Raw genomic sequence first — 23198 nt, 5'->3', positions numbered from 1 at the left:
AGATTCACCATGCACAGAACGCTGCGCGCCCTCGCGACGGGCGGTGCCGCTGTGGCGCTCATGCTGACCGCCGTGGGCTGCGGCTCGGGCACGGTCGGCGACACCACCGACGACAAGACGGGCGGGGACAAGGCCTCGAGCGGCGGCATCACCGTCGACACCGCGCAGGGCAAGGTCTCCCTGGACAAGCCCGCGACGAAGGTGGTGACGCTGGAGTGGACGTACGCCGAGGAGCTGGTCGCTCTCGGTGTCACCCCGACGGGCAACGCCGACAACAAGGGCTACGGCACCTGGATCACCGCGAAGGGTGCCGACCTGCCGGCCCGGGTCACCGACGTGGGTGACCGCAACGAGCCCAGCCTGGAGAAGATCAAGGCGCTCAAGCCCGACCTCATCGTGGTCGACAACGACCGGTCGAAGGCGAACCTCAAGCAGCTCCAGGGCATCGCGCCCGTGCTGTCGTTCACGTACACCACCAAGCCCCAGCTCGAAACGATGAAGAAGAACTTCACCGAGCTGGCGAAGGCGGTCGGCAAGGAGGACAGGGCCGCCGAGGTGAACAAGCAGATCGACGCCAAGGCCGCCGACCTCAAGGGCCGGCTGGAGAAGGCGGGCAAGGGCGGCCTGAAGTACGCGCTCGCCCAGGGCTTCACCGCCAACGGCGCCGCCTCCAACCGGATGCTCACCGACGACGCCATCGCCCCCCAGGTGCTCAACCTCGCCGGGCTGAAGAACGGCTGGAAGGGCCAGTCCGACGCCTGGGGCATGACCACCGTGGGCGTCGAGGGCCTGACCAAGGTGGAGAAGGACGCCACCTTCCTGTACGTGGCCGCCGACAACGACAACCCGTTCACCGGGGACCTCGCGGACAACGCGGTGTGGAAGGGTCTGGCCTTCGTCAAGAACGACAAGGCGCTGCCGCTCGACCCGGGCACCTGGCTGTTCGGCGGCCCGCTGTCGGCCATGCACATCCTGGACGAGACCGGCAAGGCTCTGAAGGTCTGATGGTCTCGGAACGACTGACGGCCGCTCCGGCCCGTCCGCTCGGCCGCCGCCCACGAGCTGTGCTCGTGGGCGGCGGCCTGTCACTCGTCCTGTGCCTGATCGGCGTGGTCCACCTCGGACTCGGAGCGTCCGGGGTGGGAATCGGCGACATCGTTCAGTGGCTCCTCGGTCACGGCGATCCCCGCACCGAGGACATCCTGGTCGGCAGCCGGCTGCCCCGCACCCTGACCGGGCTCGTCGTCGGCATCGCGCTAGGCGTCTCCGGAGCGCTCGTCCAGGGAGCGACCCGCAATCCCCTGGCGGCCCCCGACACGCTCGGGGTGAACGCCGGGGCGTACTTCGCGGTGGTGCTCGTGGCCTTCACCGGCGTGAGCCTGGGTCCTCTCCCGGCCGGCGGGGCGGCGTTCCTCGGCGGGCTCGTCGCGGTCGCCGTGGTCTATCTGCTCACCAGCGGCGGTGTCCTGACGCCCGGTCGGGTCCTGCTCGCCGGGGCGACCGTCGCCCTGGCCGCCACCTCGGCCGCCGAGTTCCTGCAGATGCTCGACGTGCAGGCCACCCGCGGGCTGTTCTTCTGGGGCAACGGCACCCTGTTGCAGTCCGGCCTGGAACGTCCCCTCACGCTCGGCGCGGTCGTGCTCGCCGGTGCGCTGATCGCCCCGTTCCTCGCGCGCCCGCTGGACCTGCTGGCACTCGGCGACGAAACCGCCCAGGCCATGGGCGTACGCGTCGAACGCATCCGTCCCGCGGCCTTCCTCGTCGCCGTGCTGATGTCCGCCTCGGCCGTCTCCCTCGCCGGCCCCATCGGCTTCGTCGGGCTGATCGGCCCCGTCATCGTGCGGCAGTTGGGCATCCGCAGACACGCGCTGCTCATTCCGATGGCGGCGCTGCTGACCTCGGCGCTCGTCCTCGGCGCCGACGCGGCGGCCCAGCTGATCGTGACGCCGTCCGCCACGCAGCCCGCGGAGATCCCGGTGGGTGTGGTCACGGCCCTGATCGGCGGCCCGGTCTTCATGGCCATGGCCCGCCGGGTCAGCACCGGCGACGCCGACACCGGGGCGGCGGTCGTGGTCTCCGACCGGCGCCGCGCGCCCGGGTACGCCGTCGCGCTCGGCGGCGGGCTGATCGTCCTCGTCCTCGCGATCGTGGTGTCGCTGCGCGTCGGCGACGTCGAGATCAGCTGGGGCCAGCTCACCGCCGCGTTGTCCGGTTCGGCGGAGGAGATGACCGAGGCCGTGGTGTCCTACCGGCTGCCGCGCATCCTGGTGGCCGCGCTCGCCGGGGCCTGCCTGGCCGTCGCCGGGGCGGCGGTGCAGGCGGTCGTACGCAACCCGCTGGCCGAGCCGGGCCTCGTCGGCGTGACCGGCGGGGCCTCCCTCGGCGCCATCACGGTCATCCTCGTCGTGCCCTCGGCGCCGCTGGCCGCCCTGCCCGCGGCGGCGGGGATCGGCGGCGTGCTGATGCTCCTCGTGGTGGTGCTGGTGGCGCGGGGTACGCGCGGCGGCGGCCGGAGCGGGCTGGATCCGACCCGGGTGGTCCTGGTCGGCCTCGGCGCCGCCGCCACCTCGATGGCTCTGGTGAACATCATGGTGGTGGGCGCGCAGATGAACCTCGCGTCCGCGCTCGGCTGGCTCGCGGGCAGTACGTACGGCCGGGACTTCGACGCGCTGGGCTGGCTCGCCCTGCCCGCGCTGGTCGCCGTGCTGCTGGTGGTCGCCGCCCGGCCGGTGAACCTGCTCGCCCTCGGCGAGGAGCTGCCGCGCGCGCTCGGGCTCGAACTCGGCCGCGCCCGGCTGCTCGTGCTCGGCGCGGGCGCGGTGCTGGCGGCCGGTACGGCCGCGGCGGTCGGCGCGGTCGGCTTCGTCGGACTCGTCGCCCCGCACCTGGCCCGGCGCATCGTCGGCAACAGCGCCACGCGCATGGTGCCCATGGCCGCGGTGCTGGGAGCGGTACTGGTGGTGTCCTCCGACGCCCTCGGCCGCTGGCTGCTCGCCCCGACGGAAATCCCGGTGGGCATCGTGACGGCTCTGGTGGGCGCGCCGTACCTGGTGTGGCTGCTGCGTCGTACTCGGGACGTCTGAGGGCGGTGGGGCGGGGCGCATGCGCGTGGGTGCCTGCGGCGGCGTGCGAGGGTGCGCGGGGGTGCGCGTAGCGCCTTGCGCCGGGCGGTGGGCCGGCCGCCGCGTTCGCCTTGTGCCGGTGGTGGGGCGGGGCCCCGGAGCGCCTTGCGCCGAGTGGTGGGGCGAGGCCGCGTAGCGCCTTGCGCCGGGCAGCGGGCCGGCCGCCGCGTTCGCCTTGCGCCGGTGGGTGCGTCGGGGCCGTGTCGGGGGGTGTCCGTCCTCGGAACGGCGCGGAATCGGTCGGCCACAGAAGTCCCACGCGTTGACGCGCCAACCGCTCGGGAGGACACCCCCCGACACGGCCCCTTCCCGCCGTACGCGGCTACCGGCCCGGTGGCCTCCTCCGCCCTTCGGCACGCGGGCGACTGCGGCCCGGTGGCCCGTCCGACGCGGGTGACGGGCGGCAACCGGCTGCCGCAAGCCGCGGGCAGTCGTGCCGCAGGGCGGCACGGGTGGGCGCGGGCGGTAACCCGTCAGCGCCGGGCCGCGCGTCCCACCCCGCGGTCGCCCCCGCCCCGGGTGTCCGCGCGGTCCCCGGTCGGGATGCCGGTCCCGGCCTCCGGCCTCAGCGTGCGGGCGGCCAGTACGCCCACCAGGCAGACGAGCGCGGACGCCAGGCACACGGCCGTGAACGCGCCGGAGAACGCCGACCGGGCGAGCGGCCGCAGCGCCGGTGCGAGGAGTTCGAAGCGGCCCGTCTCGACGACCTCCCGCGACAGCCCGCGGCCCTCCCCCAGGCCCTGGCCCAAGCGGGCCGAGAACACCGCGCCGAAGACCGCCACCCCTGTCGCCGTGCCCAGCGGATAGCACGCGTTGGTCAACCCGGACGCCGTCCCCGCCCGGTCGGCGGGCACCGCGCTCACCGCCACGCCCATCAGCGGCGGGAAGATGACGGCGCCTCCGACGCCCAGCAGCACCAGTCCGGTGACCGTCGCCACCCACCCCCCGCCCGCACCGGCGGCCGCCAGGCCGAGCAGCCCCAGGCCCTGGGCAGCGAAGCCGCCGGCGACCAACACATCGGCGGAGAACGTCTTCTGGAGCCGGGCGACGAACAGGCCCGCCACAAGCAGACTGCCCGTCAGCGGCAGCAGCGCCAGGCCTACTTGCAGCGCGGAATACCCGTGCGTGCTCTGCAGCCACAGCGTGGTGAAGGCGAGCACACCGAGACTGGTCAGCCGGGCCAGGAATCCGAGGACCGCGGCTCCGGAGAACGACCGGATCCGCAGCAGCGTCAGGTCGATCAGCCCGTCCCCGCGGCGCTGACTGGCCACCAGCGCGACGGTCAGGGCGGCCCCGACTGCCGCCGAGACCACCACCCTTGGTGCCGTCCACCCGACTTCGGGGCCGGTGACCAGCGGATAGTGCAGCGCCAGGAGCGCGCCGACGCCGAGCACCGCGCCCAGGGGATCGATGCGGCGCCGGCTGTCGCCGGGCGCCGCGGACTCGGGCATGCGGGCCAGCGCTCCGGCCACGACGAGCATCCCGAGGGGCACGTTGACCAGGAAGATCCAACGCCAGCCGAGCAGTTGGACGCACAGCCCGCCGACGACGGGGCCGAGCGCTCCGGCGGCCGAGGCGACGGCGGCGAACGCGGCTATCGCGGCTCGGCGGCGGGCGCCCTCGTAGGCGGCGGCGATCAGGGCGAGCGTCGGCGCGAACACCATGGCGCCGCCCAGCCCTTGCGCGGCGCGGGCGGCGACGAGGGAGCCGGCGTCCGGCGCCAGGCCGCACGCGGCCGAGGCCAGGGTGAACAGCGCCATCCCGGTGGTGAACACCGCCCGGCGACCCAGCCGGTCGGAGAGCGCGCCGGCGGTCAGCAGCAGCGCCCCGAAGGCCAGCGAGTACGCCGACACGGTCCACTGCACCCTGCCCAGTCCGGCGTCCAGATCCCGCGCGATGTCGGACAGGGCGACGTTCACGACGGTCACGTCCAGCGTCATCATCACGCCACCGGCGCTGACCAGAGCGAAGGTCCATCGGGGGGTACGACGGCGGGACGACACCGCTGATCACCTCGGGTGCGGTTCAAGGGTAGGCCGACGCGTGCGCGAACTGACGGTTCATCAGCGATCAACTTCAGCCATCTGACCGAAAGTTAACCTTGTCCATAAGGTAAGCCTAACCTAATGTAAGCCCGCTCGAACGTCCAGGCGTTGGAGCGCCACGGTCCAGACAGACATCGGAGCCGCCTGATGCCCATCCCCGCCGACCATCCCGTGCCCGCGCTGCCGGACGTGACCCCCGCGGCCTGGCGGGAGGCCAACCGACGACTCCTCGCCAAGGCGATCGGCGAGTGGTGTTTCGAGGACATGCTCAAGGCGGTAGAAACCGGTGACGGCGGTTACCGCGTCGACCTCGACAGCGGCACCACCTACGCTTTCAACGCCGTACCCGGCGCGTTCGGCTGGCTGCGCGTCGACCCGGACTCGATCACCCGCACCGCCACCAGCATGCTCGGCAACTCCATCGCCCAACCGGCCTGGGACGCCCAGCAGTTTCTCCTCGAAGCGGCCTCCACCCTCGGCACCGACCCGTCGACCGTCGCCACCTACTTCACGGAACTGTCCGCCACGCTCGCCGTCGACGCCGCGCGCATCACGCACGGCGGCGAGACCGTCGCCGAGCTGCGCGCACTGGGCCACACGGAGCTGGAGTGCCGCATGACCGGGCACAACCTGCTCGTCGCCAACAAGGGCCGGATCGGCTTCTCGGCCACCGACGTGCGCCAGTACGCCCCCGAGTCGGCGCAGCCGCTGAGGCTCCGGTGGGTCGCCGTGCACCGCGGCCTCGCCGAGTTCCGCGGAACCTCGGAGCTGTCCGAGGAGAGCATCCTGGCAAGGGAGTTGGACGAGGCGACGCGGGCCCGCTTCACCGCGGTGCTGGCCGACGCCGGGGTCGACCCCTCCGGATACGTGTGGCTGCCGGTGCACCCCTGGCAGTGGGACCACGCCGTCCAGGTCCTGCACGCCGCCGACGTGGCGCAGCGCCGCATCGTCCCGCTGGGCGAGAGCCCGGACGCGTATCTGCCCGGCCAGTCCATCCGCACGATGGCGAACGTCTCCACGCCCGAGCGGTACGACGTCAAACTGCCGCTCAAAATCCTCAACACCCTTGTCTGGCGGGGCATACCGCCGCACTGCACGATGGGCGCGCCCGTCGTCACCCAGTGGCTGCGCGGGCTCGTGGAACGCGACCCGTTCCTGACGGACGAGTGCCGCACCGTCTTCCTCGGCGAGGTCGCGTCGGTGACCGTGCGCCACCCCTATCTGTCCCAGCTCGAAGGCGCGCCCTACCAGCACCTGGAGACGCTCGGCTGCATCTGGCGCGAGCCGGTGTCGGCGTATCAGGACGCCGGTGAGCGGGTCCGCACCTTCGCCTCGCTGCTGCACGTCGACCACGCCGGGGACGCGTTCGTCGCCGAACTCGTCCGGGCCTCGGGCCTCGACGCGCAGGACTGGCTGCGCAAGCTGTTCGACACGCTGCTCGTGCCGATCATGCACGTGCTGTACCGCTACGGCGTCACGTTCAACCCGCACGGGCAGAACACCCTGCTCGGGTACGACGAGAACGACGTACCGACCCGCCTGTACCTGAAGGACTTCGTCGACGACGTGTGCGTGTCCTTCACCGACGTGCCCGAGCGCGGCCCCGAGCCGGACGGGCACGACCACGTGCTGCCCCGCAAGCACCCCTCCGTCATCCGCCAGCACGTCGTGGACCAGGTGTTCGTCGGCCACTTCCGCTATCTCGCCCCGCTGTGCGCCGACCAGCTCGGCGTGCCGGAAGGAACGTTCTGGCGTCTGGTGCGCGAGACGATCCTCGGCTTCCACCGGCGTTTCCCCGAGCTCGCCGAGCGGTTCGCCGAGTACGACCTGCTCACCCCGGAGATCCCCCGGTACGGACTGAACCGCGACCGGATCGTGGTCACCCGCTACGGCGACCGCGCCCTGCGCCACGCTCTGTACCCGAACGGCACCCACCCCAACCCGCTCGCGGAAGGCTGAGGAGTACAGGCCGTGACACCGCTGACCGAATCACGACCTCTCACGTCCCCCGCCCCGGCGTCGCTGCTCGCCTCCTCGAGCGAGGGCCTCGCCGAGGTGCTCGCCGCCCTCACCGACGCCGTCGACGCCACGCAGGCCGCCCGCCGCCCGGACGGACCGATCCCGGCCGGCACCCCGGCCGACGTGCTCGCCGCCGCCTCACAGGCCCTGGGGGCCGCCGAACTCCCCGCCGAAGGGCTCGGGCCCAAGGCCGCGCTCCAGTTGCTGGCCACCGTGCTGGTCGAGCACGGCATCGACCTCTCCCACCCCCGGGCCGCCGCCCATCTGCAACCGCCGGCGCTGGCCGTCGCGGTCGCCGCCGACGCTCTGGCGAGCGCCACGAACGCCTCCCTGGACACCTACGACTCCGGGCCGTCGGCCATCGCCGTCGAACGCTGGCTCATCGGCCTGCTGACCCGGCTGGCCGGGCTCGGCGAACGCGCCGACGGCGTCCTCACCCCGGGCGGCTCCCTGTCCAACCTGCTCGGGCTGCTGCTCGCCCGGGACGCCGCCGCCCACCGGCGCGGCGTCGACGCCCGCGAGCACGGCGTGACGGCACTGCCGGGACCGGTGGTGTTCTGCTCCGAACTCGCCCACTTCTCCACCCACCGCGCCTGCGCCGCCCTCGGACTCGGCGAGGCCGCCGTCCAGCCGCTGCCGGTCGACGGCCGCCGTCGCATGCGGCCGGACGCCCTGGCCGCCGCCCTCGACTCGCTCGGCCCCGACCAGACCCCCGTCGCCGTGGTCGCCACCGCCGGAACCACGGACTTCGGGTCCGTCGACCCGCTCCCCGAGATCGCCGAGATCGCCGCCGGACACGGCGTCTGGATGCACGTCGACGCCGCCTACGGGTTCGGCGCGCTGTTCTCGGAGCGGCTGGCCACCCGGCTGGCGGGGCTGGAACTGGCCGACTCGGTCACCCTCGACCTGCACAAGATCGGCTGGCAGCCCGCCGCCACCAGCGTCCTGCTCGTCTCCGACACGACGGCCTTCACCTCCCTCGACCGCGAGGTCGCCTACCTCAACCCGACCGACGACTCCGAGGCCGGATACGACGGTCTGCTCGGCCGCAGCCTGCAGACCACACGCCGCCCCGACGCGGTCAAGGCCGCCGCCACCCTGCTGACGTACGGCCGCACCGGCATGGGCCGCATGGTCGACGCCTGCCACGACCTGGCCCGCCACGCCGAGCGGCGCATCCTCGCCGAACCCGAACTGGAACTCGTCGCCCCGGCCGAGCTGACCACCGTGGTGTTCCGCTACCGCGGCTCGGACCCGTCGGCCGCCGACGACCTCAACGGCGCCCTGCGCCGCCGGCTGCTGGAGTCCGGCAGCGCGCTCGTCGGACGTACCGAGGCCACGGCCGCGGGCCCCGGCTCCCCGAAGCGGGTGTGCCTGAAGTTCACCCTGCTCAACCCGACCGCCACCACAGACGACATCGACGGCCTGGTGGACATCGTCCTCGACGCCGGCCGCACCTGTGAACGACTCATCGAGGAGGGCGCCGCATGAGCATCACCACCGCGGCCTCGACACCCGTGTCCGCCGCCGGCTCCGCCGACCCGCTGCACGAGCTGGACGCGCGCGGCGCCGCCGAACACGCCCACATCGAGGCGCTGTTGCGCTGCTGGCTGCGCGAGACCGGCACCCCGGTCGCGCCGGGCCCGCTCCGGGTGGAGCTGCCGACCGCCGGACTCGCCCTGGTCACCGAGGTGACCCACTGCTCGCCGACCGGCTGGCACCGGTTCGCCCCCACCCGCCTGGAGGGGCCCGGCGGACCGCTCGGCGCGGTCGCCGACCCGGTGACGGCGGTCGCGCTGCTGTCCACCGAGGCCGCCGTACGCGGTGGCAGCCGCCCCGGCGGTGTGCCGGCCGGCGAGGTCGCCGACCTGGTGGAGCGCACCGCCGAATCCGTACGCCGTGTCGCCTCGTTCATCTCCGACCGCCGGACGCGCCCCGTGCCGCCGCCCGGGGTGGACGGCTTCCTGGACGCCGAACAGGCCCTGCTGCTGGGCCACTTGAACCATCCGGCGCCCAAGAGCCGCGACGGTGTCTCGGACCGCGACGCCGCCGCGTTCTCGCCCGAGCTGCGCGGTTCCTTCCGGCTGCACTGGTTCGCCGCCGACGCCTCGGTGGTCTCGCACGACGCGGTCGACGGCGCCCCGTGCCTGGCGGGCCGCGACACCGTGGCGCTCCTCGCCGACCTGGCCGAACACCGCCCGGGCGACGGCCGGGTACTGGTGCCCGCCCACCCCTGGCAGGCCCGGGACCTGCTGCACCGGCCGCGCATCAAGGCCCTGGTCGCGTCCGGCGCGCTGGAACCGCTCGGCGAACTCGGCCCCGAGTGGTGGCCGACGTCCAGCGTGCGCACGGTGTACCGGCCGGGAGCCGAGGTGATGCTGAAGCTCTCCCTCGGGCTGCGGCTGACCAACTCCCGGCGCGAGTCCACCCGTACCGAGCTGCGCCGCGGACTGGAGATCAACCGGCTCCTCGACGCCGGGTACGCGGAGAGCACCTTCCGGGCCCATCCCGGCTTCGCCATAACCCGCGATCCGGCCTGGCTCGCGGTGGACGAACCCGGCCGGCCCGAGGGACCCGACGTCACCGGGCTCGACGTCGCCGTGCGGGAAGTACCCGACGGCATCGCCGACCTGCGCTGCCTGGTGGGCCTGGTGGCGCCGCGTCCCGGCCTCGGCCGCAGCGCGCTCGGCGAACTGGTCGCGCGGCTCGGTCCCGGCGCCGCCGAGCAGTGGACGGCCGACTACACCGACAAGGTGCTCGTGCCCATGCTGCACCTGTACGCCGCCACCGGCATCGGCCTGGAGGCCCACCAGCAGAACACCCTGGTGCGGCTGGACGCGCGGGGCCGGGTCACCGGCAGCGCGTTCCGCGACAACCAGGGTTACTACCTCGCCGCCTCGTACCTGCCCGGTCTGCTGAAGCGGCTCGGCGCGGACTCCTCCACGCTGGCCGTGGTCGACGACGCCCTCGTCGACGACCGGCTGTCGTACTACCTGCTGCGCAACCAGGCGCTGTCGGTGGTGGGCTGCCTCGCCGTGGACGGCCTGGCGGACGAACGGCGCCTGCTCGCCGTGCTCGCCGCACGGCTGCGGGCCGCCCTGCCCGCCCTCGCCGGAGCCGGTCCCGACGGCGACCGGCTGGCCCGCCGCTGGCTGGAGGCCGACACCCTGCCGTGCAAGGGCAACCTGCTCACCCGGCTGCACGGCATCGACGAAGTACTCGCACCCCTGGACGCCCAGTCCGTCTACCTCGACGCCCCCAACCCCTTGCGGGAGGCCGCAGCATGACGTCGTTACAGCCGGTACGGCAGGACACGCCCGGTCCGGTCCCCGACGTGCCCGCCCCGCCACTCCCCCGTCTGGACGCCCCGTGGTCGGCCCGGGTCGCGCGGGCCGAGGGCGCCGACCTGGACCTGGTGCACGGCTGGATGCGGTCGCCGCACGTCGAGGCCTTCTGGCACCAGGCGTGGCCCCGCGAGCGCTGGGTGGAGGAGATCGCCGGACACCTCGCGGGCGACGCGATCCTGCCCGTACTGATCGACCTGGACGGCAGGCCACTGGCGTACATCGAGGTGTACCGGGTGGTGCGGGACCGGCTCGCGGGGCACTATCCGCACCACCCGCACGACCTGGGCGTGCACATCGCCATCGGCGACGCGAGCAGCACCGGGCGGGGCCTGGGCCGGTCACTGCTGCGCGCCCTCGCCGAGGGCCTGCTGGCCGCCGACCCCGAGTGTCCCCGGGTGGTCGCGGAGCCCGACGTGAACAACGCGCCGTCACTCAGGGCGTTCGCCGCCGCGGGATTCCGTCCCGCCGGAGAGGTCGCCTTCCCGGACAAGACCGCCGCTCTGCTCGTCCACCCGCGCCGTGAGGAGGACATGCCCCGATGACCGATCCCACCGTCGAGCACGACGTGGTGGCCGTCGGCTGCGGCCCGTTCAACCTGGGTCTGGCCGCCCTGGCGTCGACCGTGGACGACCTCGATCTGGTCGTGCTGGAGGAACAGCCGGAGCTGACCTGGCACCGCGGCATGATGTTCGGCGACGCCTCGATGCAGGTGAACTTCCTCGCCGACCTGGTCACCCTGGTCGCGCCCAGTCACCCCCTGTCGTTCCTGTCGTACCTCCACGACATGGACCGGCTCTACACCTTCACCGTGCGGGAGAACTTCTTCCCGTCGCGTCGCGAGTACGAGGACTATCTGCGCTGGGCGGCGGCGAGGCTGCCCTCGGTGCGCTTCTCGCACCGCGTCGAGGCCGTCCACTGGGACGACGCCGCCGAACGCTTCACGGTGCGCGCCGTACGCGGCGACGGCACCCGGGTGCGGCTCGCGGCGCGCAACCTTGTCGTCGGCATCGGCACGGCGCCGTACGTCCCGGCCGCGCTGGCGGACCTGCCCGAGGACAAACTGCTGCACACCTCGCGGTACCTCTACCGGACCTCCGACGTGGCGGCCGCCGGCAAGGTCACGGTCGTCGGTTCCGGCCAGTCGGGCGCCGAGGTCGTGGTGGACCTGCTGGGCCGCAACGTCGAGGGCGGCCCGGCGGTCAGCTGGCTGACCCGCACCTCGTCGTTCGCGCCGCTGGACTACACCAAGCTGGTCCTGGAGATGACCACCCCCGCGTACATGCAGTACTTCCACTCCCTCCCGGAGGACGTGCGCGACCGGCTGGTCGGCGAGCAGTGGCAGTTCTACAAGGGCATCTCCACCGACACCCTGGAGGAGATCCACGAGTTGCTCTACCGGCGCCAGTTGGAACACGGACTGGCCGACGTGGAACTGCGCTTCGGGACCACGGTCGAATCGGCGGCGGTGGACGCGGCGGGGCGGGCGCTGCTGACCTGCCGGCACCGCGACACCGGCCAGGCCTTCGAGCACACCACCGACCTGGTGGTGGCCGCGACCGGCTACCGCAACCGGACGCCCGCCTTCCTGGCTCCGGTCGACGACCTGCTGCTGCGGGACGGCCGGGGCCGGCCCCGGGTCCGCCTGGACCACTCCGTCGAACTCGCCGAGGGCATCAGCGGCCGGGTCTTCGTGGCCAACGCCGAGGTCCACGCCCACGGCGTCTCCTCCCCCAACCTCGACATCGGTGCGGTCCGCAACGCCACGATCCTCAACGCCGTCACCGGCCGCGAGACGTACCGGCTGCCGAAGAAGAGCGCGTTCACCACCTTCGAGGCGCCACGACCGGTGTCGTAGGCCGCCGCCGCCCTGATCCGTGTCCGGCGGTTCGGGGCGCGGGCCTTCCCTCGCGCCCCGGACCGCGTCGCGCCTTCGTGCGACGCGTGGTCGGGGCGGGCGGCCGGTCCACGGGCAGAGCGGCCGCCACTCGGGCGCGGAATACCCCCTGGGGGTATATCGTTGGTGCTGTGGGGCTCGCACGGGCCGCCTGGACCGGAGGAGGATGAAGGTCATGGACCACAGTGCTCACCACACAAGTACCGCTCACGACCACAGCGGGCACGAGGGCCACCCGGCTCATGCCGGTCACGGTGGCCACCACGGCGGCGCCGGTCACGGGGCCTCCTGGTCCACGGCGGTGAAGGCGACGCTCCACTGCCTGACCGGATGCGCCATCGGCGAGATCCTCGGCATGGTCGTCGGCACGGCGCTGGGCTGGGCCAACGTGCCCACCATGGCGTTGGCGATCACGCTGGCGTTCCTGTTCGGCTACTCCTTCACCCTGTTCGCGGTGATCCGGGCCGGACTGGACCTCAAGTCGGCGATCAAGGTGGCGCTGGCCGCCGACACCGTGTCCATCGCCGTCATGGAGTTCGTGGACAACGCCATCATCGCGCTCACACCGGGAGCCATGGACGCGCACCTGTCCGACGGGCTGTTCTGGTCGGCCCTGCTGGGCGGCTTCGCCGTGGCCTTCGTGATCACCACCCCGGTCAACAAGTGGATGATCGGCCGCGGCAAGGGCCACGCGGTCGTCCACGCCCACCACTGAACCCGGTGGGGCCGGGCCACCCGGCGCACTGTGCAGCTGCCCTGGGCGCACCGACGGGGAGCCGTCCCGGACGATTCGATCGTGCGGCGCCGCCCGGGTCCGCACCCGCACCCGCAGGCATACGCGGCGGTGGCCCCCTCGGCGGCAGCCACCTGCCGCTGCCCGGCCCGCGGTCCACGACCGCGTACGGCTGTATGGCTGTTTGGCCGTCTGGCCCCGGCGGTCAGGCCGCGACGAGTCCCTCCGCGGCGAACTTCTCCACGAACTCCCCCGCACGCCGGTCGAGATCGGCGTACTGCGCCTCCCGCTCGGCGCCCGAGACCGCTTCGCCGATCAGCAGGTTGCCTTCGGCGTCGACGCGCTGCGGGCGCTCCTCCGCGTCGGTGAGCAGGCCGACGGTGGAATGGGAAAAACCGCAGTAGTAGGCGATGCCCTCGCTCAGATTGGTTTCCAGGACGGTCTGCATCCCCTCCACGACGGGGTCGTCGGCGGTGGCGCCGGCGAGGCCCAGCCACAGCATGCGCTTGCCGGCGAGGCGGGGCTTGCTGCGGCCGTAGGCGAACCCGTAGTTCCATACGCGGTCGATCCAGCCCTTCAGGAGGGCGGGCACGCTCTGCCAGTACACCGGGAAGACGGCGACGACGACATCGGCGTCGAGGATGCGCCGCATATGGGCGTGCACTTCGTCCGAGTACGCCTTTTCCCTGTTGCCCCAGTCAGGCTGGTCCGACACGTTCATCCGCGGGTCGAACCCCTCGGCGTGCAGGTCGAGCAGGTCGATGCGGTACCCGGCGGCTTCGAGCCGGGCGGCGGCGCGGCGGGCCGTGTGCGCGGTGAGGGAATCGGTGCGGTGGTGTGCGACGACCACGAGGGCTGTCCTCGCATGGCTGTCGTGCTGCGTCACGGTGTCTCCCGGTTGGTTCGGTCGATTCGACGTATCCAGTACAGCCGCGGCGACGTAGATGATCCATGGGAGAAACACTCCGGAACATAGGAGATCGTCTACGATGTGCCCCGTGGATCCCCTGAGTTCGCTGCTGAGCGGCATCCGGGCCGAGGGCTCGGTCGTCACCCACGCCGTACTGACGGCGCCCTGGACCATCCGCTTCGCCGACGAAGCGCCGCTCACCATGATCAGCGTGCTGCGCGGCGGGGGCACCCTGCTGCTGCCCGACGGCACCGAGCGAGCGGTGGGCGTGGGCGACACGGCCATCGTGCGCGGCCCCGCGCCGTTCCACCTCGCGGACCGTCCGACCACTGTCCACAGTTCCCATGCCGCGTACGAGATCGCCTGCTTCACCACGGACACCGAGTGCACCGCCCAGGAACTCGGCGGTATCCACTGGGGCGCCGACTCGGAGGAGGCGACCGCGCTGATCGTGGGCGCCTACCGCGCCTCCGGCCGCCGCCACGAACGTCTCCTGCGTGCCCTGCCGCCCGTCCTGGTGATCAAGGAGGACGTCGAGGTCTGCGCCTGGCTGGAGACGGCCGCCGCCGACGCCGCCCACCTCTCGGCCGGTTCACAGGCGCTGATGGACCGGCTCCTGGACTGGGCCCTGGTGTGCACGTTGCGCACCTGGTTCGACCGGGCCGGCGCCGACGCGCCCAGCTGGTACCGGGGCCTCACCGACCCGGTCCTCGCGCCCGCCCTGCAGGCCTTCCACGACCGGCCCGCCGAGGCCTGGACGGTGGCGTCGCTGGCGGCTCGGGCCGGCGTCTCCCGGGCACTGTTCGCCAAGCGCTTCACCAAGCTGATGGGCCGCCCGCCCCTCACGTACCTCACGGAATGCCGCATGGACGAGGCCGAGGCGCTGCTGACCGACACCGACCTCAGCATCGCCCGGATCGCACGGTCCGTCGGCTATGCCGACGCTTTCGGCTTCAGCGCCGCGTTCAAACGCCACAAGGGCCTGAGCCCGAGCACGTTCCGAGCCGCGGCGGCCTGAGCGCTCTCCCAACACGCTTCGTCCCCGAGAGAACGTGCGCAAACTCACCGGAGAAGACCCCTGCTTCGCCCGCCGCCAGGGCACCTCCGGCCGACCGTCATCGTCGTGCCGCCGACGCCGAGCGTCCCGGCATGACCGACCGGACAGGCCCTAGCACTCGACGCAGGGGTCCGTCCCCCAGCCCAGGCCGAGGATCGCGCTGTCCTTCAGTGCGCCGGCGTACGCCTGCACCTCGTCCACGTCGCCGTGCAGGTACTCGCCCCAGCCGTCACCGGCCTGGCCCCGGCCGATCTGGAGGGCCCCGGAGCTGCTCCAGCCGTTCGGGACGGTCCCGGTGGCCCGGTCGTTGGTGTAGCCGTCCAGGAACAGTCTGACCCTGTCGGTGGCGTCGTCGTAGACCACGGCGAGGTGGTGGCCAGGCCCCTCGCCGCCGTCCGCCGACTCGATGTGGGAGACCACGGTCTCGGGGGCGCCCGCCTGGTCACGCTCCGGCATGATCAACTGCCATTGGTGCCGCGACGGTTCGTAGCGCACCTTGAACGCGTCGGTGTGCTTCCCGGCCTGGGACAGCACGGTCATCGGGTGCGCCGGTTCGGCGTCCGCCAGTCGCACGACCACCCCGAGGGTGAAGCTGTCACCGGTGTCCACCACCGGGCCCTCGGACACCGCGTGCCCGGTCTCGCCGTCCAGCCGCAGATGCCCGTCGCCGACCAGGGCGGGCGGCACGTAGGCGCAGTCGGGATCGAAGTCCGGGATGCAGTTGTCGTTGGGATCGCGGTAGATCGTCGCCCCGTCGCCGAGCCGCAGCGGTGCCCCGTCCGTCTGCTCCGGGCTGGCACCGTCCGTCGCGGTCTCCAGCGACCAGTGCCCCAGCAACTGAGGGGTGCGGTAAGCCGTTTCGGCGACCTCCGCCGGCACCACGACCCGGTCGTGGGCCCGTACGTCACCGATGTCGCCGTGCCAGCGTGCGTGGTAATGGTCCCCGCTGCGGGCGCGGCCGATCTGGAACGCGCCGCTCGTCCCGGTGGGGGCCGCCTCGGTGTCGGTGCCTGTCGCGTGGCCGTTGACGTACAGGCGGGCCCTGCCGGTCTCCTCGTCGTAGAGGCCGAGCAGGTGGGCCCATTCACCGGTCTCCGGGACGCCGCCCGACACCCTTGCGTCACCGAGGGCGAACGACCATGCGGGGCCGGATTTCCGGCTGGTCAGACCGAGGCGGAAGGCCGCCGTCCCGCCCGCGTCCTGGCTGGCGACCGTCATGGTCCGGTCGGTCTGCGCGGGGCGCACCCAGGCGCTGACGGCGAAGGTGCCGGCGGTGTCGACGGCCGGGACGCCGGGCGTGAGGAAACCGTGGCTGCTGCCGTTGAGCGCGGCGGTCGCGCCGGTGTCGGTGCCGCGGGGCGCCGGGCCGCCGAAGGTGACGCCGGAGCCGGCACGCGCAGCGGTGCCCGCCTCTGCGGCGGCACTGGTGGAACCGGCGGGGTCGTCGAGCTTCCAGTGGGCGACGGGAGCGCGCCCGGCCTTCACGCGAAACCGGTATGTCGTCGTCGCGCTGCTGCGGCCGGAGCGGTCGACGGCGCGGACGGTCAAGGAGTCCGGACGGGCCTGGAGCGGCAGGAACCGGATCGTCGCGGGCCCGCCCGGTTCGTCGGGCCGGGCGGTGCCGTAGGGCCCGCCGATGAACTCGTACCGGTACTCGACGACGTCCGGTGACGGCGAGTCCATGGTGAAGCCGCCGTACACGCCGACACCGTCGGAGATCTGCTCCTCCGGGAACTCGGGGGAGGTGACGACCGGCTTGTCCGGGTTGACGTCGTCGACCACGAACTCGCAGGCGCGACCGTCGCCTTCGGAACTCCAGGCGGAGGCCGTGGTGCCGTCGTGCGCGCGGACGTGCCACGACACGACCGTGTTCGCCGGGATGTCCTCCGGCATCCGCCACTGCTGCGGCGAACCCGACAGCGTCTCGTACGACGTGTACGTGCGGCGCTGCTCGCTGCCCGTGGCGTCGGTCCACCATGCCTCGAACTCGCCCTTGACCAGGTTGGCCTCGGCGGGCTGGTTGTCCTCCTCCGGGTCGTGCAGTACGGCGCGCAGGGTCGGCGGCGCCGGGACGTATGCCCGCTCCTCACCGGAGGCGCATGCCTTGGAGCCCGTCGTGAGGTCCCGCACCAGCGGCTGCCCGGGGGGCAGGTTCGCGGCCGCGTACGCGGTCCCGGACAGGCCCGTGCCCGTCGCCGCGACCACCGCGGCGCAGCACACGGCCGTCACGCGGGCAACGCCGGTTCTTCGTCTTCGACTCAACTCGTCCCACTCTGTTCGTCCTTGACGCCCACGGATCGCGTGAGCCGCATGACGCTAACAGAGGTCACGGACACGGTCGAAGCGCTTTCTGCCGTGCTGCGCCCGAGTGCCGGTGCCGCGTGGTCCTCACCCGGCCGTGCCGGGCGGCTCCTCCGGCCGGGTGTTCTTGAGCGCCTCGGCGAGGCCGGTCGTCGGCAGGACCATGCTGACCGGGGCGGAGCTGTTGAGGCACAGGTCGTGGCCGGGAGGGATGCGGGCGAGCAGGTCGGCGACCGGCAGCTGCGCGAAGCCGAACGGTCCCGCGGCGCGGAGGTAGCGCGGGGAGGTGTAGACCGGGACCACCGCCGTGCCGTCGGGTGCCGTGTTCCTGGCCCAGCTGTCGAAGATGCTGGTGAGCCCGCCCACGGCGGCGCCGAACGCGGCGGACCTGAGGATGTCGTTCCAGTCGATGCCGTCGGGGCGCCGGCCGTCCGGGGCGAAGTTCATCATCGCCAGCCGCACCGCGAAGGTGCGCGGACGGACATCATGGTCTCCTTGGTGGTCTGCCGCTCCTTGTACTCCTGCGGCTTGGCCTTCTCCGCGAACTCACCGCTCGTACCGGGCCAGTCGACCGTCGGGGCCAGTTCGTCCAGGAACTCCTCGGTCATGCTCTTGGCGAGGGCACCCGATCTCCTCCAGCTGCCGCGCCAGCACCTCGATGCGGTGTGGGTCGGCGTAGTACCGCTGTCCCAGCGTCAGCCCTCCCCCTCCTCACCGAGCGCGTCCCGCCAGGCGGGGGTGGTCCGACCGCCGCGCGCGGTGTCCTCGTCGTCCTCGCGCAGCACCTCGGGGCCGAAGATCCGCTCCCAGTCCAGCTCGAGACCCTTCAACTCGAGCAGGTTGCTGCTGGGTTCGGTGAAGGGCGGCCATCGCTTTCATCACGTGCCGGTTCATCTGCACGCGCGCCGCGCTCGCCGCCTCCAGGACACTGGCGGCCAGCTCCTGCGGAGACATGTCCCGGTACTTGTCCTCCAGGAACTCGACCCCGGTCAGCTCCCCTTGGGGCCCACGGTGGCGCGGACCGCGCGGTCGGAGGAGAGCACCGCGAACGACGCCTGCCGCAGCTCGCGCTCGGTGCGCGCGACCGCCTCCTGGGCGCCTGGAGTTCGGCCATCGCCTTCTCCAGCCGCTTCTCCAGCGGTTCCGTCACGCCCGCCCCGCCCTCGCCGTCGTCCTGTCGCCCCGTCAACCATGCTCACGCGCCGAGGAGTAGGGATTCCACCGCGCACGTGGCACCGGCCGGGTCCCGGGACGGACCCGGTCACGGCGAGATGCCCCGGACATGAACGCATGTGCCGGCGAGGTGAACAGGCCACAACTCCACCAGAACCCTTGACTCCGCACGAACGCGCGCGCGTCGGCGATGATCGGCCGGGAGCCCAGAATGCCGCACGAGCCCCGCGCACGGGGGTCCGCGCAGGCTCCGTATCGGCCTCCCACGTGCCCGTTTCCTGCCCGCTCGGAGCACGTTCCGGAAGCGGCGCGACAGGGGCGGACAAAGCGACGGGCCGGACGGGGAGCAGGTACGGCGCCCGGGTCACTCTCCCCCGAGCAGCCGCACCGGAGACGCACCGCCGGCGGCAACGGCTTCCTGCCGGTCACCGATGTGCTGAGCGGCTGCCGCATGCGCCACGGCGGAGCCTGCGCGGTGCGTCCCGGCGACTTCGCCGCCGCCGGCGTCCACCGCCTCGACCCACTGCCTGCGCAGGCATCCGCATCTTTGGCGCATTCACGATCTCACCCATATAACCATGATCATGATCACACGGAACCTCTCATTCCAGCCCTGGATGAACCACGGATCCCCTATAGCGTTGCCCGTCGATCTTGCCGTCCGGCTCGATCGAGAGAGGGACGAAAACGTTGTCCGAGCTCAGATCCAGGCGCTTCCCGCAGGGGCGCCGCAGACGTCAGGTCGCCCTGGCCGCAGCCCTGTTACTCACCACCGAGGCAGCCCTCCTGGCCGGCCGGTCGGCCGTCGCCGCACCGGCGGCGGAGCCGGAGGACGGGAAGCGGCCCGCCACCGCCACCGCCACCGCGAACAACCCCAGCGCCAAGGACGTCCTCGCGTCCGACCTCGCCTGGGCCGCGAAGCACGCCGAGGGCTCCAAGGCGTGGGCCCTGCTGCGCGCCGAGAAGACCGGCGGAAAGGTCACCGTCACCGACGAGACCACCGAGACCAGTCGCACCGTCGCCAACCCCGACGGCACGTTCACCACCGAACTGACGCCGGGCCCCGAGCGCGTGTGGCGGGACGGCAAGTGGCGCAAGGCCGACGCCACGCTGGTTGCCGACGCGGACGGCGGTGTCTTCGCGAAGATGCATCCGGCCGGGTTGCGGCTGGCCGGGAAGGGCGGCACCCGGCCCACCTCGCTGCGGGCCGCACAGAGCGCCGGTGCGCGGGATCTGGTGACGCTCGGCAGTGGCAGGGAACAGGTCACGCTGCAGTGGAAGGGCGGCCTGCCCAAACCCGAGCTGGACGGCACGCGGGCCCGATACCACGACGCCGTACCCGGCGCCGATGTGATCGTCGAAGCTACCCGTACCGGCTTCGAGCAATTCGTGGAGGTGGCGGAACGTCCCGCCCACGCCTACTCCTACACGCTGCCCGTGCGGGCCGAGGGCCTCAAGGCCGAGGCGAACGGGGACGGTTCGGTCACCTTCCGCGACGCGAGGACGGGTGCCGCCCGCGCCGAGATGCCCGCCCCCGTGATGTGGGACGCGTCCGTCGACGAGCGATCCGGCGAGCACACCCACCGGGCCCGCGTCGGTATGAAGGTCCTCGACAAGGGGGCGGGCGGGATCGACCTCGTCGTGACCCCGTCCGAGGACTTCCTCAACGACCCGGACACCGTCTACCCGGTCACCATCGACCCGTCCACCTCCGCACTGGCCAGCACTTTCGACACCTACGTCCAGCAGGGCGAGACGGTCGACTGGTCGGGTGACGCCGAGCTGGACCTGGGCAATCCGGGCACCAGGAACGCCGACGGCACGCCGCGCACCGCGCGGTCCTTCATCACCTGGAACACCTCGGCGATCCAGGACGCGCTGATCGTCGACACCAACCTCGCGCTGTGGAACTTCCACTCCGGCAACACCGACTGCTCCGCGCAGTCCTGGACGGTCTGGGACACCTCCGCGTCGTCGACGTCCTCGCGCTGGACGTCGCAGCCGACGTGGAACCAGCAGTACCACTCGTCCACGCAGACCAAGGGCAGTCCGGACTGTGCCGCCACGCAGCCGGACGGCTGGATCAACGCGGACGTCGACGCCCTCGTCCAGACCTGGGCCTCGGCGAAGGCGACCCGCGGCCACATGGGTCTGCGGGCCGCCACCGACGACGTGAAGGCGTGGAAGCGCGTCAACTCCGCCAACGCGACGTCCAACCAGCCCAAGCTCTCCGTGACGTACAACTACCGGCCGTCGGACGGCACCGCCCGCCAGGCCGGTCCGCCCTTCAAGTCGTACGGCGGCGTCTGGGCGGTGGACTCCACCACGCCGACGCTGCGGGACACCGTCACCGACCCCGACGGCGACAAGGTCAACGTCACCTTCCAGGTGTACGACGCGGCCACCAACACGCCCATCACCACCCCGGCCGGTGAGGGGCTGATCGTCTCCGGCTTCGTGGACTCCGGGAAGCCGGCCTCCGTCACCGTCCCGGCGGGACAGCTCCGGGACGGCAGGACGTACAAGTTCCGGACCAACGCCTACGACGGGACGCACTACAACCTGAGCTGGTCGTCCTGGACCCAGTTCGTCGTCGACACCACCGCGCCGGGTGAACCGCAGTCCATCGTCTCGTCCACCTACCCGGAGAACTGGGGCGGGCCCTCGGGCGTCGCGGGTGGCTTCGACGTCACCACGGGTGCCCCTGACGCCGCCGAGGTGCGGTTCCGTGTCGATCCGTACGAGGACGACCCCGCGACCCACGGCTGGAGCACGGTCCGTACCACCACCGGCACCACCAGGGCGCTCGCCCCGGATGCCGCGTACACGGTGATCCCGACGGCCGACGGCAACCACGCCGTGGAGACGCAGACCGTCGACCGGGCGGGCAACGCCGGTCCGATCAAGGACTACGGGTTCACGTCCGGCACGCGCGACTACAACCGCCCGCAGAAGATCGACATCGCGCTGCCGCCGCTGGACAAGGACGCCCTGGCGCCCAACCAGCCGAACAGCCCGCAGGCGGCGGGCATACCCGGCTTCAAGCCGCTCTCCGCTCCCCGCACCGTCAGGAGCGAGAACGCGGAGGTGACGATCACCCCGAAGAAGCGGCAGTCGCTGGAGGGCACGCGGGCCTCCGCGAGGGCGCGGATGACCCGGGCCGCCTCGTATCCCGACCCGGTGATCACCGACGCCTGGTGCCAGCCGAGCCTGTACGGCGAGGCCCAGAAGTCGCTGATGAGCCGCACCGAGGCGTGTCTGTTCTACGACCTCCACTACACGGCGAAGGCCACCTTCTCCGACGGCACCCTGCCGGTGGAGTACTCGGCGCACTTCGAGGTCGCCTACCAGATCAAGGTCGACGTCCAGGGCAACAGCATCAAGACGTGGATCGAGCTCAACCCGATCTCGAACAGCTTCCCCGCCGAGGACCGCGCGGTGCTCTTCGGGGACGGCAACCCCAACGCCATGATCGACAACATGTGCTTCAGCGACGGTTGTGCCACCGACGGCGGCGACCGCAGCCAGGAGAACTTCGACTTCTACAACGACCTGTCGTGGGACGGCGGCATGGAGGGCAACCAGCCCCGCGACACCCACATGGCGACGGGCACGGCCTCCCACACCTGGAACGGCAGCGTGGACAACGCCTCCGGCTCCCGTGACGTCGACCTGTCGAAGACCATGCCGGTGTACTTCATCGCCAACCCGGAGACCGAGGTCACCCCGCCGATGGGGCTCAACGGCAAGCGCGGCGAGTGGGAGGACCGCGGACCCGGCACCTCCCCGTGGGTGTACGTACGCTGCGACAAGGTGCCGGCGAACGGCGCGACCAGCGGGTGCGTGCTGCCGCAGTACTACCCGAAGTACACGTTCAACACGGCGAAGTACCCGGCCGCGGCCGCGCACGTGTGGCTGATCCAGAACAAGTCGAAGGTCAACGGCAGCGGCAAGTCGATCTACGACCCCCTGCGCTATCTGCCGAGCAAGGCCCGTAACGAGACGAACTACGAGCGGGACTACAACCGCGACCGTGTGATGTGCCCGAAGTACACCGGCCCCCGGATGGACGGCTGGGTGCCGCAGAAGCGGTTCGCGAAGCACAAGTGGACGGCCCTGCACCCGGAGATCATTGAGGGTGCCCCGGAGACCATCTCCTGCGACGAGTTCCCGTTCTCCTCCACCTACCAATCACCCGGTGTGCCGGTGGTGAACGGTGGCACGAACACGGCGGGGAAGAACGGTGGCGCCGAGTGCATCCAGACCGTTGCGGCCAAGACCGACGACGGCAGTGAGCACCTCCTCGACGACACCCGCTACGACGCGCCGACATTCGACGAGAAGTGCGGCCGTTCGTCGATGTCGCTGAAGGTCAACTCGGGTTCCATGGAAACGGATTCGTTCTACGAGGGGTTCCTGAAGAAGTTCCGGATCCTCGACCAGGACAGCTACTACGTGGACCCCGGCAACAGCTGGTTCGCGGGCTGTGACCCGACGAAGGCGACGCTCGTCTGCACGATGGCGAAACCCTGACGGGCCGCGCCCGAGCGCTTTCCAGGGCCCCCGTTCCCCGGACCCCGGTCCGGGGAACGGGGGC

15 protein-coding genes and 1 pseudogene are annotated in these 23198 nt (G+C 72.1%); 10 read left to right on the top strand and 6 right to left on the bottom strand.

Features of this window, described 5'->3' with window-relative positions:
- Positions 1-9: 9 nt before the first annotated feature.
- Together QC282_RS11700 and QC282_RS11695 are read left to right on the top strand one after the other, a co-directional pair.
- On the top strand, positions 10-1005 hold the full coding sequence (locus QC282_RS11700) for an iron-siderophore ABC transporter substrate-binding protein (protein ID WP_279549211.1): 996 nt from the start codon (positions 10-12) through the stop codon (positions 1003-1005).
- Entirely contained in the window at positions 1005-3083 is a 2079-nt protein-coding gene (locus QC282_RS11695) for an iron ABC transporter permease (RefSeq protein ID WP_279549210.1), read from the top strand. Before QC282_RS11700 ends, QC282_RS11695 begins: the two co-directional genes overlap by 1 nt.
- A gap of 512 nt (positions 3084-3595) precedes the next feature.
- On the opposite strand, the gene QC282_RS11690 is transcribed toward QC282_RS11695, so the two are convergent.
- Positions 3596-5065: an MFS transporter gene (locus QC282_RS11690; protein WP_279549209.1), complete on the bottom strand. Its 1470-nt coding sequence runs from the start codon at positions 5063-5065 to the stop codon at positions 3596-3598.
- A 249-nt stretch (positions 5066-5314) separates the two neighbouring features.
- Here QC282_RS11690 and QC282_RS11685 point away from each other — a divergent pair, with 249 nt between their 5' ends.
- The 6 genes from QC282_RS11685 (at position 5315) to QC282_RS11660 (ending at position 13142) form a co-directional block, all read left to right on the top strand.
- Positions 5315-7126 (top strand): IucA/IucC family siderophore biosynthesis protein, encoded by a 1812-nt coding sequence (locus QC282_RS11685; RefSeq protein ID WP_279549208.1) that lies wholly within the window; start codon positions 5315-5317, stop codon positions 7124-7126.
- Between the two features lie 12 nt (positions 7127-7138).
- Positions 7139-8677 carry an aminotransferase class V-fold PLP-dependent enzyme gene (locus QC282_RS11680; protein WP_279549207.1) on the top strand — a complete coding sequence of 513 codons (1539 nt, stop codon included), beginning with the start codon at positions 7139-7141 and terminating at the stop codon, positions 8675-8677.
- Complete coding sequence (locus QC282_RS11675; protein ID WP_279549206.1) at positions 8674-10473, top strand: IucA/IucC family siderophore biosynthesis protein; 1800 nt, start codon at positions 8674-8676, stop codon at positions 10471-10473. Before QC282_RS11680 ends, QC282_RS11675 begins: the two co-directional genes overlap by 4 nt.
- Entirely contained in the window at positions 10470-11075 is a 606-nt protein-coding gene (locus QC282_RS11670; protein WP_279549205.1) for a GNAT family N-acetyltransferase, read from the top strand. The genes QC282_RS11675 and QC282_RS11670 overlap by 4 nt, the downstream gene beginning before the upstream one ends.
- Complete coding sequence (locus QC282_RS11665; RefSeq protein ID WP_279549204.1) at positions 11072-12388, top strand: lysine N(6)-hydroxylase/L-ornithine N(5)-oxygenase family protein; 1317 nt, start codon at positions 11072-11074, stop codon at positions 12386-12388. Before QC282_RS11670 ends, QC282_RS11665 begins: the two co-directional genes overlap by 4 nt.
- Positions 12389-12602: 214 nt before the next feature.
- A complete protein-coding gene (locus QC282_RS11660) occupies positions 12603-13142 on the top strand; it encodes a DUF4396 domain-containing protein (protein WP_279549203.1) in 540 nt (179 codons plus the stop codon).
- 223 nt (positions 13143-13365) lie between these two features.
- On the opposite strand, the gene QC282_RS11655 is transcribed toward QC282_RS11660, so the two are convergent.
- Complete coding sequence (locus QC282_RS11655; RefSeq protein WP_279549202.1) at positions 13366-14046, bottom strand: NAD(P)H oxidoreductase; 681 nt, start codon at positions 14044-14046, stop codon at positions 13366-13368.
- Between the two features lie 103 nt (positions 14047-14149).
- On the opposite strand from QC282_RS11655, the gene QC282_RS11650 reads away from it, so the two are divergent.
- Positions 14150-15088, top strand: a complete 939-nt coding sequence (locus QC282_RS11650; protein WP_279549201.1) for an AraC family transcriptional regulator — start codon at positions 14150-14152, stop codon at positions 15086-15088.
- Between the two features lie 150 nt (positions 15089-15238).
- On the opposite strand, the gene QC282_RS11645 is transcribed toward QC282_RS11650, so the two are convergent.
- The 4 genes and pseudogenes from QC282_RS11645 to QC282_RS11630 form a co-directional block, all read right to left on the bottom strand.
- Positions 15239-17356 carry a LamG domain-containing protein gene (locus QC282_RS11645; protein ID WP_279549200.1) on the bottom strand — a complete coding sequence of 706 codons (2118 nt, stop codon included), beginning with the start codon at positions 17354-17356 and terminating at the stop codon, positions 15239-15241.
- Between the two features lie 159 nt (positions 17357-17515).
- The gene (locus QC282_RS11640) at positions 17516-17878 is read right to left on the bottom strand and encodes an SseB family protein (RefSeq protein WP_336621070.1); all 363 of its coding nucleotides are present in this window, start codon (positions 17876-17878) and stop codon (positions 17516-17518) included.
- A complete protein-coding gene (locus tag QC282_RS11635; RefSeq protein ID WP_279549199.1) occupies positions 17875-18036 on the bottom strand; it encodes a hypothetical protein in 162 nt (53 codons plus the stop codon). Before QC282_RS11635 ends, QC282_RS11640 begins: the two co-directional genes overlap by 4 nt.
- 87 nt (positions 18037-18123) lie before the next feature.
- A pseudogene (locus QC282_RS11630) lies at positions 18124-18578 on the bottom strand (YbaB/EbfC family nucleoid-associated protein).
- A gap of 713 nt (positions 18579-19291) precedes the next feature.
- Here QC282_RS11630 and QC282_RS11625 point away from each other — a divergent pair.
- Positions 19292-23134: a DNRLRE domain-containing protein gene (locus QC282_RS11625; RefSeq protein WP_279549198.1), complete on the top strand. Its 3843-nt coding sequence runs from the start codon at positions 19292-19294 to the stop codon at positions 23132-23134.
- The last annotated feature ends 64 nt before the right edge of the window (positions 23135-23198 follow it).

It is taken from the genome of Streptomyces sp. DH24 (assembly GCF_029813775.1).
In the GTDB taxonomy this organism is placed as follows: domain Bacteria; phylum Actinomycetota; class Actinomycetes; order Streptomycetales; family Streptomycetaceae; genus Streptomyces.
The sequence above is the reverse complement of the archived record's forward strand: the minus strand, read 5'-3'. Positions and strand labels throughout refer to the sequence as shown.